General features: G+C 66.0%; 15 protein-coding genes. 8 read left to right on the forward strand and 7 right to left on the reverse strand.

The genetic code is table 11. The features are described from left to right. Nucleotides 1-78 precede the first annotated feature (78 nt). Nucleotides 79-726 (forward strand): membrane protein insertase YidC, encoded by a 648-nt coding sequence (locus tag LQV39_RS11815; RefSeq protein WP_230025667.1) that lies wholly within the window; start codon nt 79-81, stop codon nt 724-726. Here LQV39_RS11815 and LQV39_RS11820 read toward each other — a convergent pair. The 4 genes from LQV39_RS11820 to LQV39_RS11835 all read right to left on the reverse strand — a co-directional run bounded on the left by LQV39_RS11820 (nt 659) and on the right by LQV39_RS11835 (nt 3,832). After that, nucleotides 659-1,843 (reverse strand): GDSL-type esterase/lipase family protein, encoded by a 1,185-nt coding sequence (locus LQV39_RS11820; RefSeq protein WP_230025669.1) that lies wholly within the window; start codon nt 1,841-1,843, stop codon nt 659-661. The two genes, LQV39_RS11815 and LQV39_RS11820, sit on opposite strands and share 68 nt — an antisense overlap. 10 nt (nt 1,844-1,853) lie before the next feature. Continuing rightward, nucleotides 1,854-2,426 (reverse strand): DUF308 domain-containing protein, encoded by a 573-nt coding sequence (locus tag LQV39_RS11825; protein ID WP_230025672.1) that lies wholly within the window; start codon nt 2,424-2,426, stop codon nt 1,854-1,856. Nucleotides 2,427-2,520: 94 nt separating this feature from the next. Beyond that, nucleotides 2,521-3,099: a TetR/AcrR family transcriptional regulator gene (locus LQV39_RS11830; protein ID WP_230025673.1), complete on the reverse strand. Its 579-nt coding sequence runs from the start codon at nt 3,097-3,099 to the stop codon at nt 2,521-2,523. 31 nt (nt 3,100-3,130) lie between these two features. Beyond that, nucleotides 3,131-3,832 carry an aspartate/glutamate racemase family protein gene (locus LQV39_RS11835; protein WP_230025676.1) on the reverse strand — a complete coding sequence of 234 codons (702 nt, stop codon included), beginning with the start codon at nt 3,830-3,832 and terminating at the stop codon, nt 3,131-3,133. Between the two features lie 88 nt (nt 3,833-3,920). On the opposite strand from LQV39_RS11835, the gene LQV39_RS11840 reads away from it, so the two are divergent. Continuing rightward, nucleotides 3,921-4,676, forward strand: coding sequence for a S9 family peptidase (locus tag LQV39_RS11840; protein WP_230025678.1), 756 nt, complete (start codon nt 3,921-3,923; stop codon nt 4,674-4,676). Beyond that, the gene (locus LQV39_RS11845; RefSeq protein WP_230025681.1) at nt 4,669-5,319 is read left to right on the forward strand and encodes a CatA-like O-acetyltransferase; all 651 of its coding nucleotides are present in this window, start codon (nt 4,669-4,671) and stop codon (nt 5,317-5,319) included. The genes LQV39_RS11840 and LQV39_RS11845 overlap by 8 nt, the downstream gene beginning before the upstream one ends. On the opposite strand, the gene LQV39_RS11850 is transcribed toward LQV39_RS11845, so the two are convergent. After that, nucleotides 5,316-6,110 (reverse strand): hypothetical protein, encoded by a 795-nt coding sequence (locus tag LQV39_RS11850; protein ID WP_230025683.1) that lies wholly within the window; start codon nt 6,108-6,110, stop codon nt 5,316-5,318. The genes LQV39_RS11845 and LQV39_RS11850 overlap by 4 nt on opposite strands. A 90-nt stretch (nt 6,111-6,200) precedes the next feature. Beyond that, entirely contained in the window at nt 6,201-8,126 is a 1,926-nt protein-coding gene (locus tag LQV39_RS11855) for a M61 family metallopeptidase (protein WP_230025684.1), read from the reverse strand. A 232-nt stretch (nt 8,127-8,358) separates the two neighbouring features. On the opposite strand from LQV39_RS11855, the gene LQV39_RS11860 reads away from it, so the two are divergent. From LQV39_RS11860 to LQV39_RS11880, 5 genes are all read left to right on the forward strand, one after another. Beyond that, nucleotides 8,359-8,829 (forward strand): Hsp20 family protein, encoded by a 471-nt coding sequence (locus LQV39_RS11860; protein ID WP_230025686.1) that lies wholly within the window; start codon nt 8,359-8,361, stop codon nt 8,827-8,829. Between the two features lie 204 nt (nt 8,830-9,033). Further along, the gene (locus tag LQV39_RS11865; protein ID WP_230025688.1) at nt 9,034-10,560 is read left to right on the forward strand and encodes a Do family serine endopeptidase; all 1,527 of its coding nucleotides are present in this window, start codon (nt 9,034-9,036) and stop codon (nt 10,558-10,560) included. A gap of 105 nt (nt 10,561-10,665) precedes the next feature. After that, nucleotides 10,666-11,328, forward strand: a complete 663-nt coding sequence (locus tag LQV39_RS11870) for a response regulator transcription factor (RefSeq protein ID WP_230025690.1) — start codon at nt 10,666-10,668, stop codon at nt 11,326-11,328. Then, nucleotides 11,325-12,674, forward strand: a complete 1,350-nt coding sequence (locus LQV39_RS11875) for an ATP-binding protein (protein ID WP_230025692.1) — start codon at nt 11,325-11,327, stop codon at nt 12,672-12,674. Before LQV39_RS11870 ends, LQV39_RS11875 begins: the two co-directional genes overlap by 4 nt. 119 nt (nt 12,675-12,793) lie before the next feature. Continuing rightward, on the forward strand, nt 12,794-13,264 hold the full coding sequence (locus LQV39_RS11880) for a GNAT family N-acetyltransferase (protein WP_230025694.1): 471 nt from the start codon (nt 12,794-12,796) through the stop codon (nt 13,262-13,264). An 8-nt stretch (nt 13,265-13,272) separates the two neighbouring features. On the opposite strand, the gene LQV39_RS11885 is transcribed toward LQV39_RS11880, so the two are convergent. After that, nucleotides 13,273-14,790, reverse strand: coding sequence for an argininosuccinate lyase (locus tag LQV39_RS11885; protein WP_230025696.1), 1,518 nt, complete (start codon nt 14,788-14,790; stop codon nt 13,273-13,275). Nucleotides 14,791-14,799: the final 9 nt, after the last annotated feature.

The raw sequence follows: 14,799 nt of genomic DNA on the forward strand, positions 1-14,799 counted from the left end.
AAGGCTCAGTGAAAAGCTGATAATTTCTGATCAATTCGTCATTAGAATTCCGGACAGACTCATCAACTCTGGAACGATATGAACGCTGATACTTTGATGTCCTTTCTCGCTTCGCTGTTCGACGGCAGCATGGGCTGGGCGATCCTGTGCCTGGCCTTGACGGTACGTTTTGCCCTGCTGCCGCTGACCCTGCACATGGCGCGCAAGGCGCTCGCCAACCAGCAGAAGATCAAGGCCCTGCAGCCGCAGGTGGAAGAGATCCGGGCGCGCCTGAAGGACAAGCCGCAGGATGCGTTTGCGGCCGTCGCCGCGCTGTACAAGGAAAACGGCGTGCGGCTGTTCGACCGTTCCACGCTCCTCGGCGCGCTGGTCCAGCTGCCGGTGTTCGGATTGCTCTACCGGACCATCAGCCAGGCCAGCGCCGGCAAGGGCGCCTTCCTGTGGATGAAGAGCCTGGCCTCGCCCGACGCCGCGCTGACCGCGCTCATCCTGCTGCTCACTGGCCTCGCCGCCTGGTACTACCCTTCGGCCTCGGCGGATCCGTCCATGCTGATGGTGGCGATGCAGGTCGCCATCATGGCCTTCATGGTCTGGAAGCTGTCGGCCGGCCTGGGCCTGTATTGGGCCGCATCGTCCGGCGTCAACGCCGTGCAGACCCTCATGCTGCGCCGGGAGCGGCACCGTGCTGCAGGTCGTGCAGCAGCCCGGCAAAGCGCTCGCCGATAAGCCGGTGGCTGGCCGCATCCGGATGCAGTTCGTCCGGCAGCGGCAGCCGCAGATTGTCGTTCGGGCCGTACAGCTCGAGGCCATCGACGTAATGCAGATGCAGGTCGTGGGCACGCCGCTGCTCGACGATCGCACGCAGCTGCTCGCGGATCACGCTCAAGGTCAGCTTGCCCTGCCGGACCTCGTCCGCGCTGCCGCCCGCCTTGAACAACAGGCGCCCCGCGGCCAGCGCATCCATGTCGTAGACCGAGGGCCCGGGCAGGGTTTCGTGGATCGGGCAGAAGACCGGCGACATCACCATGAGCGGCGTGTCCGGATGGCCTTCGCGTATCGTGTCGAGAAAGCCGTGCACGGCTGGACCGAAGGCGCGCAGGCGCATCAGGTCCTTGTTGACCAGGTTGATGCCGATCTTGATGCTGATGAGGTCCGCCGGCAGCGCGCGGATGGTGCGCGCAGCGAAGGGATCGAGCAGCGCATTGCCGCTGTAGCCCAGGTTCAGCAGCTCGAAGCCGGTGCGCAGGGCGGCCACCGCCGGCCAGGTGCCGGAAGGGTGCGTGGTATTCGAACCCTGGCTGATCGAGCTGCCGTGATGCACCCAGCGCCGCCTTCCGGCGGTCGGCACCGGCGACAGCGGCGCATCCGAGCGCAGGGACACGAGCTCGGTCACTTCGTCGTGCGGCAGCCAGATCTCGATGGTTTTCTGTTCGGGCGGCAGGCCGCTGAAACGCAGGGTCTGCACTTCTCCTTCGGCGACGGTGGTCGCGCCGCTCGCCATGTCGATATGTAAAACCCGGCCGCCTTGCACGCTGCCCTGCTGCGCCAGCTGGCCGCCGATGAACAGGTCGTAGATGCCGTCCGGCCGCGGACCCAGGCCGCTGTAGACGCGTTTGGTCGCGAGCACATCCAGTTCCAGCGCGGTGGCCGCGGTCTGGAACACCACGCGCACGCCGGAGGGCTGCGATGCCGCCATCAGCAGCTGCGGGTCCGGGCATTGCGCGCGCGCCCAGGCGGGCAGGCGGTGCGGCAGCAGGCCGGCCGGGGTCTGTTCGATGTCGACCGCGCCGTGGATGAAGTCGCGGGTGAGCGGGGTAGCGATCAGGGAAGAGGTCTCGTTCATGAGCCGCATTCTACGCATTCCTGGCGCGCCGGGACGCCACGCTCAGCCACAGCGCCGACACCAGGAAGTAGAAGGCGCCGAAGCCGGCATAGCCGATGACGGTGGCGATCGAGGGCATCATGGGCGTGCCGGCCTGGTAGATGAAGAAGGCGCCCGCCAGCGCCGATTGCGCGCCGCTCAGGACCATCGCCCATTGTGCGCCCACGCTCTTCCAGCGGCCCAGCGCCGCGCCCAGTTGCAGGAGGCCGGACAGGATGGCCCAGGCGCCGAACACGGCCAGCACCCGGTGCATGTCGGGCAGGGCGATCGCCACCGCGCCCGCCACCGCCAGGCTGACGGCGACGTTGAAGGCCTGCGAGCGGTTGCGTGCCAGGCCGCCGCTGCGCGTGCCGTCGGCCAGGTTGGCCAGCGCATCCCAGAGCGGGTAGGTGACCAGCAGGAAGGCGGCGATGCCCGGCGATTGCCGCCCCGCGCCCAGGGCGGCGAGTATCCAGGCGATGGAGAATGCTGCGCGGGTGAAGTAGTAGCGCTTCAGCCAGGCTTCCTGGGCGGCGTGGTCGACGGCGGTGGAGGAGGTATTCATGTCGGTTCCTTTGTAAGTGAGTTTGACTATCTACTAGTTGGTAGGCAAGGGCGGCAAAAAAAGCACAGGCAGGCAGGAACAGTGCCGGACACCGCTAAGCCGCCATGCGCTCCAGTTGCGGATCCATGATCCTGCCGAAAATATCCGTATCGCCGTAGGCGCGCGCGGACAGCATCGCCCCGTGCACCGCCGCCATGAAGATCTCGGCTTCCACCTGCGGCGAATTCGCCAGCGCGATGCTCTTCTGCTGCACGCCGCGTTCCAGCGCCGAGGCCAGCCAGCCGGACAAAAAACGGAAATAGGCGCGGATTTCGAGTGCGACTTCCTCGGGCAGGATGGGCAGTTCGCTGGCCAGCATCGCACACACGCAGAAGGGCGCGCTGGCGTCGCCGATGCAGGCTTTCCAGTAGCCGATGTAGGCGCGCAGCTGTTCCAGGGGACCGGGCACGCTGTGCACCAGGTTGGCGATGCCTTCCTCGGCGGCTTCGCGGTAGCGGGCGACCAGGATGCGCACCAGCTCCGCCTTGCTGGGGAAGTGGTGGTGGATGCTGGCCTTGCGAATGCCGACCACGTCCGCGATGTCGGCATAACTGAAACCGTTATAGCCGCCAGTGACGATCAGCGAGCGGGCGCAGGCCAGGATGTCGTCGGCAGTGGTCGATGATTTGTTCATGGGTGAATCCTACCAACTGGTAGGTTGGTCGTCAAGCGGGGATGCCGAGCGAACGCGCAACCGCCGCTTCCGCGTGCAGGCCGGTCGTGTCGTACAGCGGCACCGGGCTGTCTTCCTGCCCGATGAGCAGCATGATCTCGGTGCAGCCGAGGATGATGGCTTCGGCGCCGCGCGCCACCAGGCCGGCAATGACCTCGCGGTAGGCCTGGCGCGAAGCCTCGTGGATCTGCCCCTGCACCAGTTCCGAATAGATGATGCGGTGGACCGTGGCGCGGTCTTGCGCCTCCGGCACCAGCACCTCGAGCCCGTGCTCGCGCGCCAGGCGGCCCCTGTAGAAATCCTGTTCCATCGTGAAGGCGGTGCCCAGCAGCCCGACGCGGCGCAGGCCGGCCGCCTTGATGCGTTCCGCGGTCGGATCGGCGATGTGCAGCAGGGGCAGGCTGGTCGCCGCCTGGACCTGGGGCGCGGCGATGTGCATGGTGTTGGTGGCGATGACGAGGAAGTCGGCGCCGCCGCGTTCGAGGCGCTGCGCGGCGTCGACCATCAGGCTTGCCGCTTCATCCCAGCGATCAAGGCGCTGCAGAATTTCGATGTCGGCGAAGTCGAAGGACCACATCAGGCAGCGCGCCGAATGCAGGCCGCCGAGACGGGTGCGCACGCCTTCGTTGATCAGGCGGTAGTATTCGGCCGAGCTTTTCCAGCTCATGCCGCCGATCAGGCCGATGATTTGCATGGTGCGCTTCCTTACAAGGGATGGGCTCATGAGTATAGCGCGCGGCGCCGACTTGCATGCGCCGCCGATCCGGTGCAAAGTGGCGCCCATGATTACCCAACGTATGGATTTCCAGGGACCGCACGGCAAGATCTCGGCCAAGCTCGATGCGCCCGACGGCACGCCGCGCGCCTATGGCCTGTTTGCCCACTGCTTCACCTGTAGCAAGGACGTGCTGGCCGCGACCCGCATCTCGCAGGGCCTGGCTGACCTCGGCGTGGCCATGCTGCGCTTCGACTTCGCGGGTCTCGGCAACAGCCAGGGCAAATTCGCCGACACGAATTTTTCGTCGAACGTGGAAGACCTGCTCGCCGCGGCCGACTTCCTGCGCCAGAAATTCGCCGCGCCCAAGCTGCTGATCGGCCATAGCCTGGGCGGCACCGCGGTGCTGGCAGCCGCCCACCGCATTCCCGAATCGACCGCCGTGGTGACGATCGCCTCGCCGAGCGACCCGCACTACGTGGTCGACAAGCTGCTGTCCGAGCACATCGACACCATCGAGCAGCTGGGCCAGGCGCGCGTGAAACTGGCCGGACGCGATTTCGACATCCGCCAGCACTTCGTCGAGGATGCGACCCAGCACCATCTTCACGAACGCATCGCCAGCCTGGGACGCGCGCTGATGGTGATGCACGCGCCGCAGGACGGCACCGTCGACGTCGACAACGCCGGCCGCATCTTCGGCATCGCCCAGCATCCGAAGAGTTTCGTGTCGCTGGACGGGATCGACCATCTCGTCACCGGAAAGGAAGACGCGGCTTATGTGGCCAGCGTGATCGCGGCGTGGAGTGCGCGCTATGTCTGAACTTCCGGATTTCGATCGCCGGCGCGACCGCTTCGACTTTTTCGACCGCATGGAAAGCCCGGCCGTCAACCTGTGCTTCCGCATGGACCTGCCGGACTTCCGGCCCTGGTGCAAGGAGCAGGGCCTGGCGCCTTTCCACGTGCTGCTGTGCGCCGTGCTGCGTTCCATCCTGCAGGTCGAGAACTTCCGCTACCGCGTGCATGAGGGGGAGGTGATCCGCATCGAGCGCCTGCACCCGTCCTTCACGGTGGTCAACCAGCACTTCGACCTGAATTTCGCCCAGTTCGACTGGTCGGACGACGTGCGCGAGTTCGTCGCCCGGGGACAGGCGGCGCGCGAAGAGGCGGGCAATATGCTGGCGCTGAACGAGCATTACCTGCGGATGTCGCCGCGCGACGCCAAGGACCAGGTCTTCGTCACCTGCATGCCCTGGCAGGACTTCACCTCGATCCAGCATCCGATGGCATCGCTGGCCACGCCGGACATCCCGTCCCTGGCCTGGGGCAAATTCCGCGAGAGTCCCGACGGCGGCCTGCAGCTGCCCTTCTCGGTGCAGGCCCACCACGGCTTCGTCGACGGCTACCACATCCATCTGCTGGCGCAGCAGATCGCCGCCGAGCTCGAAGCGATCATGCGCGCTTAGTCGCCTCCGCCGCAGCCGCCGCCACAGGAGCTGCCGCAGCTGCTGCCGCCACCGCCGCCGCCGTCGCCGCCGCCATCGGCGCAGCCGCTGTCACTAGCGAAGGCCAGCCCTCCGTCCGCGAACGAACCGCAGCTGCTGCCGGTGGCGGTGGTTTGCTGCAGTCGCATGTGGGCCAGCACCATGTCGGCATCGACCAGGCCGGCCGCGAGCAGGGCGGCGGTGAGCAGTTCGGGATGGGCTTGCGCCCGCTGCAGGCACAGGCCGCGCTGGTTCAGGCGCGCGTAGACGATCTCGTCGCCGCGGTTCCAGTAGCCGTGCCCACCCGGCATGCGCAGCCGCGCGTCCAGCCCGAACAGCTGCGGCAGGCGCGGTCCCAGCGGGGTGATCCCTTCCAGCCTGCGGCCTCCCATCAGCGTATTCGCCAGCGCGCCCGAGCCCAGGCCCGCGCGCTCCACGTGCGGGATCGTGCGCCCGAAGTGCCGGCGGCAGTAGCGTTCCAGGCCGATGGGGTCATGCCGCAGCCAGGCGTGCCAGACCGAATCCGCGGCTTCCGAGGGCAGGGCGCAGGGCGCTTCGCTGTGCGAGACGGCGTCGAAGAAGCGCAGCAGGCCGTCGGCCGCGCGGACGAAAAAAAAGGCATCCGTGCGGATGCCTGGGTATTCCTGCGGTGCGCTGTCCCGCCAGCTGCGCTCGAGGCCTTCCGGCAGCCCTTCGAGCGCAGTGCGGTAGAGCGATGCCCGCATGAAGCGGCGGGCGCGCGTTTCGTTGATGCTCCTGCTGATCCAGTTCATTGATGCCTCCCTGTCTTGTTATGGTTTTGTCGGCAGCATCAGCTTACGGCTTCCATATGACAGTTTGATGACATGGGTCAGCGACGGGCGTCACTTCAATGCGGAGTAGATACTCTCCAGGCGATCCTTGGTGCCCGGGATGCGTTCCAGGCGCGGATAGCGCAGGCCGCCGTGGTAGTCGAGGGCGATCGTGCGCAGTACATTGCCCTTCTTGACCAGCAGCTGGATCGGTTCCTTCGAATCCTTGGCTTCCTTGATCGCCTTCTTCAGCACCTCCGGCTTGAAGACACGGTTGTTGACGGCGACGATGCTGGTGTTGGCGGCCAGGCCGGCACGGAAGCCCGGGCCGTCCCAGATCAGGTTGCGCACGTTGCCGTCCGAGGTCACCGTAAAGCCCACCGAGTAGCTCAGGTCGGCGCCCTTGAGGCGGTCGTCGTAGCTCTTGATGTAGTCGGTCGGGGTGTCGGTGTAGACCAGCTTCCAGCCGGCGCGCGCCAGGCCGTCCAGCGGCGCGCCCGGGCCGTGGCCGTCGACGCGCGTACGCAGGAAGGTGGCCCAGTCGTAGGGCAGGACCTTGTTCAGGGCCGCGACCACGTCTTCGAAGGTGTAGAAGGCGGGCAGGAAGCTGCCGTCGTTGATGCTGTAGAAAGCCTTCGCGAAATCGTCCAGCGATTTCTTGTCGCCCGATTTTTCGCGGATCAGCGTATCGACGTCCAGCCAGATCAGCTGGCCTTCCGAATAATAGTCTTCGCTGCGCTGCCAGTTGGCCCAGCCGAGCGGGCGGCGCGCATTCAGGATCGGATCGTTGACCGTGTCCTGCATCGCACGCCAGCTGCGGCCGGCGATGCTGTCGTAGCGCGCGGCGGTGGCGGCCAGCGCATCGCGCGCGCCCTGCATCGACACCAGGGTCGAACGGGCGCCCAGCACGCTGCCCCAGTACTGGGTCTGGCCTTCGTAGACCCACAGCAGTTCGTTCTGCAGCGGGGTGTTGAAGTTGGGGACGTTCTGGCCGGCCGGGCGGCGGAACTTGCCGTCCCAGGAGTGGGTGTACTCGTGCGGCAGCAGGTCGCGTCCGGATTCGCCCTTGGCCCACTCGGTAAAGTAGCCCGGCTTGACGCCGTTCTCGCTCGACTGGTGGTGCTCGCGGCCGATGCCGCCGAATTCGTCGGACAGCGCGAACAGGAAGTCGTAGTGCTTGTAGTGGTGCGAGTTAAACAGTTTATACGCTTGCTGGACCAGCTTGCGGTGGGCTTCGATCTGCTCCGGCTTCGCTTCCAGGCTTTCCGGGGTGTCGGCGAAGACGTTCAGGCGCACCGGCACCCTGGCGCCCGGGTCGAGGTCGAACTGTTTGTAGTAGTGGCCGGCGAACAGCGGCGAGTCCATCAGGGTCTCGAGGTCGTGCGGCTTGAAGTGGACTTCGTCGCCCTGGCGGTTTTCCGTCTCCAGCGCGGTCGCGTACTGCCAGCCTTTCGGCAGCTTCAGGTTCGGCTGCACGGTGATGCCGCGCGCCACGTAGCCGGCCGGGTAGAGCGTGGTCGACACCCATTGCACGCCGAGGATCTCGTCGGTCATGGTGATGCGGCCCTGCGAGCTGTCGAGCGGCGACAGGTACTGGTACTCGGCTTCGAGCATGGTTGCGCCTTCGGGCACGTTGACGTGGAAGGCGAACACCTGCACCGGGTCGCGGGTCCATTCGACCGGCTTGCCGTTGGCCGTGAACTTGAGGCCGGCCAGCTGGGTGATCGGGCCGTTCGGGCCGTGGTTGGCCGGCAGCCACTGCGGATACAGCAGGGTCAGCGGCCCTGGCTTGACCGGGATGCTCATGCGCATCTGGAAGATCTGCTGCGACAGGTTGGTCGCATCGACGTTCAGGACGATGGTGCCGGGATAGGTCGGTTCGACAGGCGCGGGGACGTCGGCGCGGGCCGGCAGGGCCAGCGTGAGGGCCAGTGCGGCGGCAGTGGCGGAACGGGTGGCCAGGGTCTTGAAGCGACGATGCGGGTGATGTGCGGTCATGGCGAAAGAGGCGGTCTAAGGTGAGTCAGAAATGCAACAAAAGGCGAGTGTAGCACCCACCGTGGATCGAAAATGCTCAACCACATCGATGCAAATAAAATTTGCAAAATCGATTGTAAAACGATATTTCGTATGCCTTGAAAACGAATGGGGCGGGCATTAGATTGGTCCCAACGGACGCTCACGATGAGGTCCGTCAACTTATCGCTTAACCTTAAAAGGATATTTCATCATGCGTACTTTTGACCTGACTCCCCTGTATCGTTCCGCCATCGGCTTCGACCGCCTGGTGAATATGCTCGAGCAGCGCGCCGAAGCAGCGCCGAGCTACCCGCCGTACAACGTCGAACTGGTCAGCGAAGACAAATACCGGATCGTGATGGCGCTCGCCGGCTTCAGCCGCAGCGAAATCGAGATCGTCGCCGAACGCGACACCCTGCACGTGACCGGCCGCAAGCAAAAGGACGATGTCCAGCGCCATTACCTGCACCGCGGTATCGCCCAGCGCGATTTCGAGCAGCGCTTCCAGCTGGCCAACCACGTGAAGGTCGTCAGCGCAGGCTTCGACAACGGCATCCTCACCATCGAACTGGTGCGCGAAGTGCCCGAAGCCCTGAAGCCGCGCAAGATCGCGATCGCCGATGCGAACGGCAACACCGATAATGTGCAAGTGCTGGAGCAGCCGCAACAGCAAGCTGCATAATTCGGTATCTGGGTGGGCACTTTGTGTCCACCAACAAAAACGAGGCGCCGCGTGCGCCTCTTTTTACGTCTGTTGTCCGCGTGGGCTTAGGCCGTTTAAGCGCGTTCTAAGCTCGGCCTTAAGAGTGATTTAAGGCTCTTGCGAGAAACTAGCTACTTCAAAAAAGCAGTCTTCAAAACCCCTTTCCCAATCTAGGAGTACGTAATGGCTAACGAAGGTGCAGTCACCGCCATCACCGCAAAACGTCTCACCCTGGCGCTGTGCGCGGCCGGTGTCATTGGCGGAGCGGTTGGCGCGGTCGCAGTCAATCACAATAACGCCACCGCCGCCGCCGAAGCCGCTGCGCTGGCGGCGCAGCCCCCCGCACCGGTGGCAGCAGCGCCGGCCCCGGTGGCGGGCAATCCAGTCGGCACCAACCTGCCCGACTTCACCAAGATCGTCTCGCACAACGGCCCGGCCGTGGTGAACGTGCGCGTCGTCGGCAGCCACAAGGTGGCGCAGCGCCAGATGCCGCAGTTCGACGAGGACGATCCCTTCTTTGAATTCTTCCGGCGCTTCCAGCCGCAGCAGCCGCGCGGCGGCAATGGGGGCAACCGGGAACTCGTTTTCGGCGCTGGATCGGGCTTCATCGTGAGCCCGGACGGCGTCATCCTGACGAACGCGCACGTGGTGCGCGACGCCGACGAAGTCACCGTCAAGCTGCAGGACCGCCGCGAATACCGCGCCAAGGTTCTGGGCAGCGACCCGAAGACCGACGTCGCCGTGCTGAAGATCGATGCGAAAAACCTGCCGGTGGTCCCGATCGGTAACACCCGCAACCTGCAAGTGGGCGAATGGGTGCTGGCGATCGGCTCGCCCTATGGCCTGGAAAGCAGCGTGACGGCCGGCGTGGTAAGCGCGAAAGGCCGCAACATCGACACCAACGGCGTGCAGTTCATCCAGACCGACGTCGCCGTCAACCCCGGCAACTCGGGTGGTCCGCTGTTCAACACCCGCGGCGAAGTGGTCGGCATCAACTCGCAGATCTACAGCCAGACCGGCGGCTACCAGGGCCTGTCGTTCGCGATCCCGATCGACGTCGCGGTGCGCATCAAGGACCAGATCGTCAGCACCGGCAAGGTGCAGCACGCCAAGCTGGGCATCGGCCTGCAGGACGTCGGCCAGGATTTCGCCGATTCGTTCAAGCTGGACTCGCCGGACGGCGCGCTGGTCAGGAACGTCGAGCGTGGCAGTTCGGCCGACAAGGCCGGCCTCAAGTCGGGCGACGTGATCCGCAAGGTCAACGGCCAGCCCATCATCTCCGGCGGCGACCTGAGCGCCATCGTCTCGGTGGCCAAGCCGGGCGACAAGATGACGCTGGATGTCTGGCGCGATGGCCATGCCGTCCAGTTGAACGCGACTCTGGCGAACGCCAACGACAAGCCGGCGGCGGGCGATCGCGACAACCTGGCCAGCGCCGACAAGGGCGCCAAGCTGGGCCTGGCCCTGCGCGCGCTGGACCCGCTGGAGCGTCGCCAGTCCGGCATCATGTCCGGCCTGCTGGTCGAGGATGCGGGCGGCCCTGCCCAGGTGGCCGGCGTGCAGCCGGGCGACGTGCTGCTGTCGGTGAACGGCAAGCCGGTGACGTCCGTGGAGCAGGTGCGCGACGTGGTCGGCAAGTCCAGCAAGTCGGTTGCCTTGTTGATCCAGCGTGGGGATGAGAGAATCTTCATTCCTGTCCGGATAGGCTAAGGATTGCTTAAGGGTTTGTTTAAGGGGAGTTTAAGCTCCCCTTAGTACACTGAAAGCTCGAAAGATTCTTCTATCCGCATGGTTTTCTGAGAATCGGGGGATTTGATGCGGCTATTGCTGGTGGAAGACGATACGATGATCGGCGAAGTGGTGCTCGACCTGCTGAGGGCCGAGCACTACGCCGTTGATTGGGTCAAGGATGGCGAGATGGCCGACACGGCCCTGATGCAGAACCAGAACTACGATCTGGTGCTGCTCGACCTGGGCCTGCCGCGCAAGGACGGGCTCGAAGTCCTTCGCACCATGCGGGCCCGCAAGGACCGCACCCCGGTACTGGTCGCCACCGCGCGCGACTCCGTGGCCCAGCGCATCGCCGGGCTCGATGCCGGCGCCGACGACTACGTCCTCAAACCCTACGACCTCGACGAAATGCTGGCGCGCATCCGTGCGCTGCTGCGGCGTGCCGCCGGGCGTGCCGAACCCGTCTTCGAATACAAGAACATCTCCGTCAATCCCGCCACCCGCGAGACCCTGGTCGACGGCCAGCCGGTCGTGCTGTCGGCGCGCGAATGGGCGGTGCTGGAAGCGCTGGTCGCCCGCCCGGGCGCGGTGCTGTCGCGGGCCCAGCTCGAAGAGAAGCTGTACAGCTGGCGCGATGAAGTCAGCAGCAATGCGGTGGAAGTCTACATCCACGGGCTGCGCAAGAAGCTGGGCAGCGACCTGATTCAAAACGTGCGCGGCGTCGGCTACATGGTGCCGAAGGTATGAGTCCCAAGAAGGCGCGCAGAAGGCTCACGCACTCGCTGCGCGGGCGCCTGCTGTGGTACGTGCTGGCCGCCATCACCATCGCCGCGGTCGCCCAGGCCTCGATCGCCTACCGCACCGCGCTGGCCGACGCCGACCAGATCTTCGACTACCACATGCAGCAGATGGCGCTGTCGCTGCGCTCGCGCGTCCCGCTGGCCAACAGCGAGGAAGCCGGCAGCGTCGAGGCGCCGCTGAGCGGCAGCGACGACCTGGTGGTGCAGGTATGGTCGCCGGACGGCGTGCAGGTGTTTCGCAGCGCCTCGCATGCGCGCCTGCCGCAGCGCGCCGTGCTCGGCTTTTCCAACGTGCGCGCGAACGGCACCACCTACCGCATCTTCTCGATCCAGACCAGCGCCCAGACCGTGCAGGTGGCGCAGGACCTGGCCGTGCGCAAGAGCATGGCCAGCAACCTGGCCCTGCGCACGCTGGGGCCGATCGCCGTGATGATGCCGATCCTGATGCTGGTCGTGTGGTGGGTCATCAGCGGTTCGCTGGAGCCGGTCGCGCGCGTGCGCAAGCAACTGGCCTCGCGCCAGGCGGATGACTTGTCGCCGGTGTCGGACGCCGGCCTGCCGGACGAGGTGCGGCCGCTGGTGCAGGAACTGAACCTGCTGTTCGGGCGCGTGCGCCAGGCCTTCGACACCCAGCAGACTTTTGTGGCCGACGCCGCCCACGAGCTGCGCACGCCGCTGGCCGCGCTCAAGCTGCAGGTGCAGAGCCTGGAACGTTCCGAGCAGCGCGCCGACAGTCTCGAGGCCCGCAAGCTGGCGATCTCTCGCCTGTCGGCCGGCATCGAACGCGCGACCCGCCTGGTTGAGCAGCTGCTGGTGCTGGCGCGCCAGGAAGCCAGCGCGGCGCCGCACCAGCCGGTGGTGCTGGCCGACCTGGCCAGGCGCGCGGTGGCCGACCTGATCGGCGTGGCCCAGAACAGGCACATCGACCTCGGCCTGCAGCGCGCCGACGGCGGCGAGGTCGAAGGCCAGCCGGAAGCGCTGATGATCCTGCTGCGTAACCTGGTCGACAACGCGATCAAGTACACGCCGGGCGGCGGCACCGTCGACGTGTCGGTGGCCGCGGAGCAGGGCGCCCTGAGCGTCACGGTCGAGGACAGCGGCCCCGGCATCCCGGCCGAGGAACGCGAACGCGTGTTCGACCGCTTCTATCGCGTACCCGGCAGCGACGCCGCCGGCAGCGGCCTGGGCCTGGCCATCATCAAGGCGATCGCCGAGCGCCATGGCGCCACGCTGACGCTGGGTTCGTCGGAGCGGCTGGGCGGTTTGGCAGCGACTGTGCGCTTCCCGGCCTGAGCGCCGGCATCGATTCGCATCGGCGTCACACCACGGATGGGGGAAAGGCCGGCGGCGGCGTCCGCGCGGGGAAATGCGGCCGTAGAATCGCCGCTTTCCCGAACCGGATCAGCACAGCCATGACCATCCACCGCTACCGCCGCGAACTCGCGCATCCCCTTGCCGACACCGCCATCCAGCCCTACGTGCTGCGGACCTTCCGCTCGCGCGCCGACGTGCCGGCCCTGCACGCGCTGCTGCAGGACAGCTACGCCGCGCGCGGCGCCAGCCTTGGCCCCTGCGACCAGTGGTGGCAGATCCTGTCCTCCGACCCGGAATTCGACGTGCGCCTGGTGTTCCTGGCCGAGACCCCGGCCGGCGCGCTGGCGGCCGCCGGCATCGCCTGGAACTCCGGCTTCGTCAAGGACCTGGCCGTTGCGCCGGCCTACCGCCGCCAGGGCCTGGGCACGGCGCTGATGGCGCACATTTGCCGCACCTTCGAGCGCCAGGGCGCCCATGCGGTGGACTTGAAGGTGGAGGCGGGGAACCAGGCCGCGATTGCCCTGTATGAGGCGATGGGGATGCGGCGGGTGGAGACCGTCGCGGCCTGAGGCGGCTGCTATTTTCCTTGCGGGGCCCCCTTGCGCTCCTGCGGTACAAGCTTGTCGAAATCGCGGTCCAGTCTGGTCAGGGACGCGTCGATCCGGCTGCGCTTTTCCCTGATCCAGGCATCCTGTTGCGCCAGCCTTTGCTGCGCCGCCTTCCGCATGCGTTCCATCTCGGCGGGCTGCGGCCCGCCGGCGGTGGCGCGGTGGCTGACGATGGCGACGGGATCCAGCGCCGCACGGAATTCCTTTTCGCTCATCGGCAGTTCGCCGGCGGCGTAATCCTTCGTCGCTTCCTTGTAGATGCGGCGCGCCTCGGCATACGGAAAGTCGCTCGGCCGGATGTCATGCGCCCTGGCGTAATCGACGACCTCCGATGCAAAATGATGGCCCTCGCGGAAGGGCAGCTTGTAATTGCGCATCAGCTGATCGGCGAGTTCCTGCGACGCCGTCCAGTCGCTGTTCAACTCCTCCAGCGCGCGGTCCTTGTCGATGACGAGCGACTTCATGATCCTGTCCCAGTTGGATAAAACCTTGATCGCGCTGTCCACCATTTCCGCGTTCGGCTTCACCTCCTTGGCATCGCTCATGCCGGGCGGGATGTTGTGTGCTTCGAGGACCGGGCCCATGGCCAGCGTGATCGCCATCGATGCCTCGCGGCGGGTCGAATTCAGCAGGCCGGGATTGCGCTTCTGCGGCATCGCGCTCGACACATAGGTATTGCCGCCGCCTTCGCGCAGCAGGATCCAGGGCCGCGCCTGCCCGTATTGCGCCATCACGTCCTCGACGAAGCTGCCGGCATGCAGGGCGATGCCGGTGACGATCGAGCCCACCTCCACCGGATAATCGACCGCCGCAATCTGGTGCGCATCGTAGGCGTTGTCGACGATCGCCCCGAAGCCGAGGTAATCGGCCATCCGGCCCCGGTTCAGCGGCCAGCTGCTGCCATTCAGTACGGTCGTGCCCATCGGCGACTGGTCGATGCGCGCATACGCTTCGCGAATGCGCTGGGCGTCGCGATCGAGGCCGGCGGCATAGCCGAGCAGGTAGTGGCCGTAGCTGTTCGGCTGCGCCGCCACGCCGTTGGTGTAGTTGGGGACGATGGTCTTCTCATGTTGTCCGGCCAGTTGCACGATCGTGCCGGCGGTCCGGTTCAACTGCTCCGCCAGCTTCAGCATGTTGTCGCGCATGATCGCGGCGCGGTAGGTGGCATGCATGTCCTGGCTCGAGCGGCCGGCATGCAGCAGTGTCACGTCCGGTCCCGCCGCCTTGATCATCAGCGGCTCGAAGGTGATCACGGTCGACGGACGTTTGGCGCCCGGCTGCTTGCCGGCCTCGATCACCTGGGCCAGGCCGGCGGCGATGCTGGCGACCTTCGACTGGTCCAGCAGGCCTTCCTGCGAATTGATGACCGCCGAAGCCTTGTTGATCTCGCCGAGCCAGTAAAACTCGTCGCGCTCGTTCTGCTGCTGCGCCTGCGCCGCATGGGCAAGGAACAGGACGGCAATGGGAAGAAGTCTCAGTTTGAACATGGTCGTTGT

It is taken from the genome of Massilia sp. Bi118 (assembly GCF_918697865.1).
Taxonomy (GTDB): domain Bacteria; phylum Pseudomonadota; class Gammaproteobacteria; order Burkholderiales; family Burkholderiaceae_D; genus Telluria.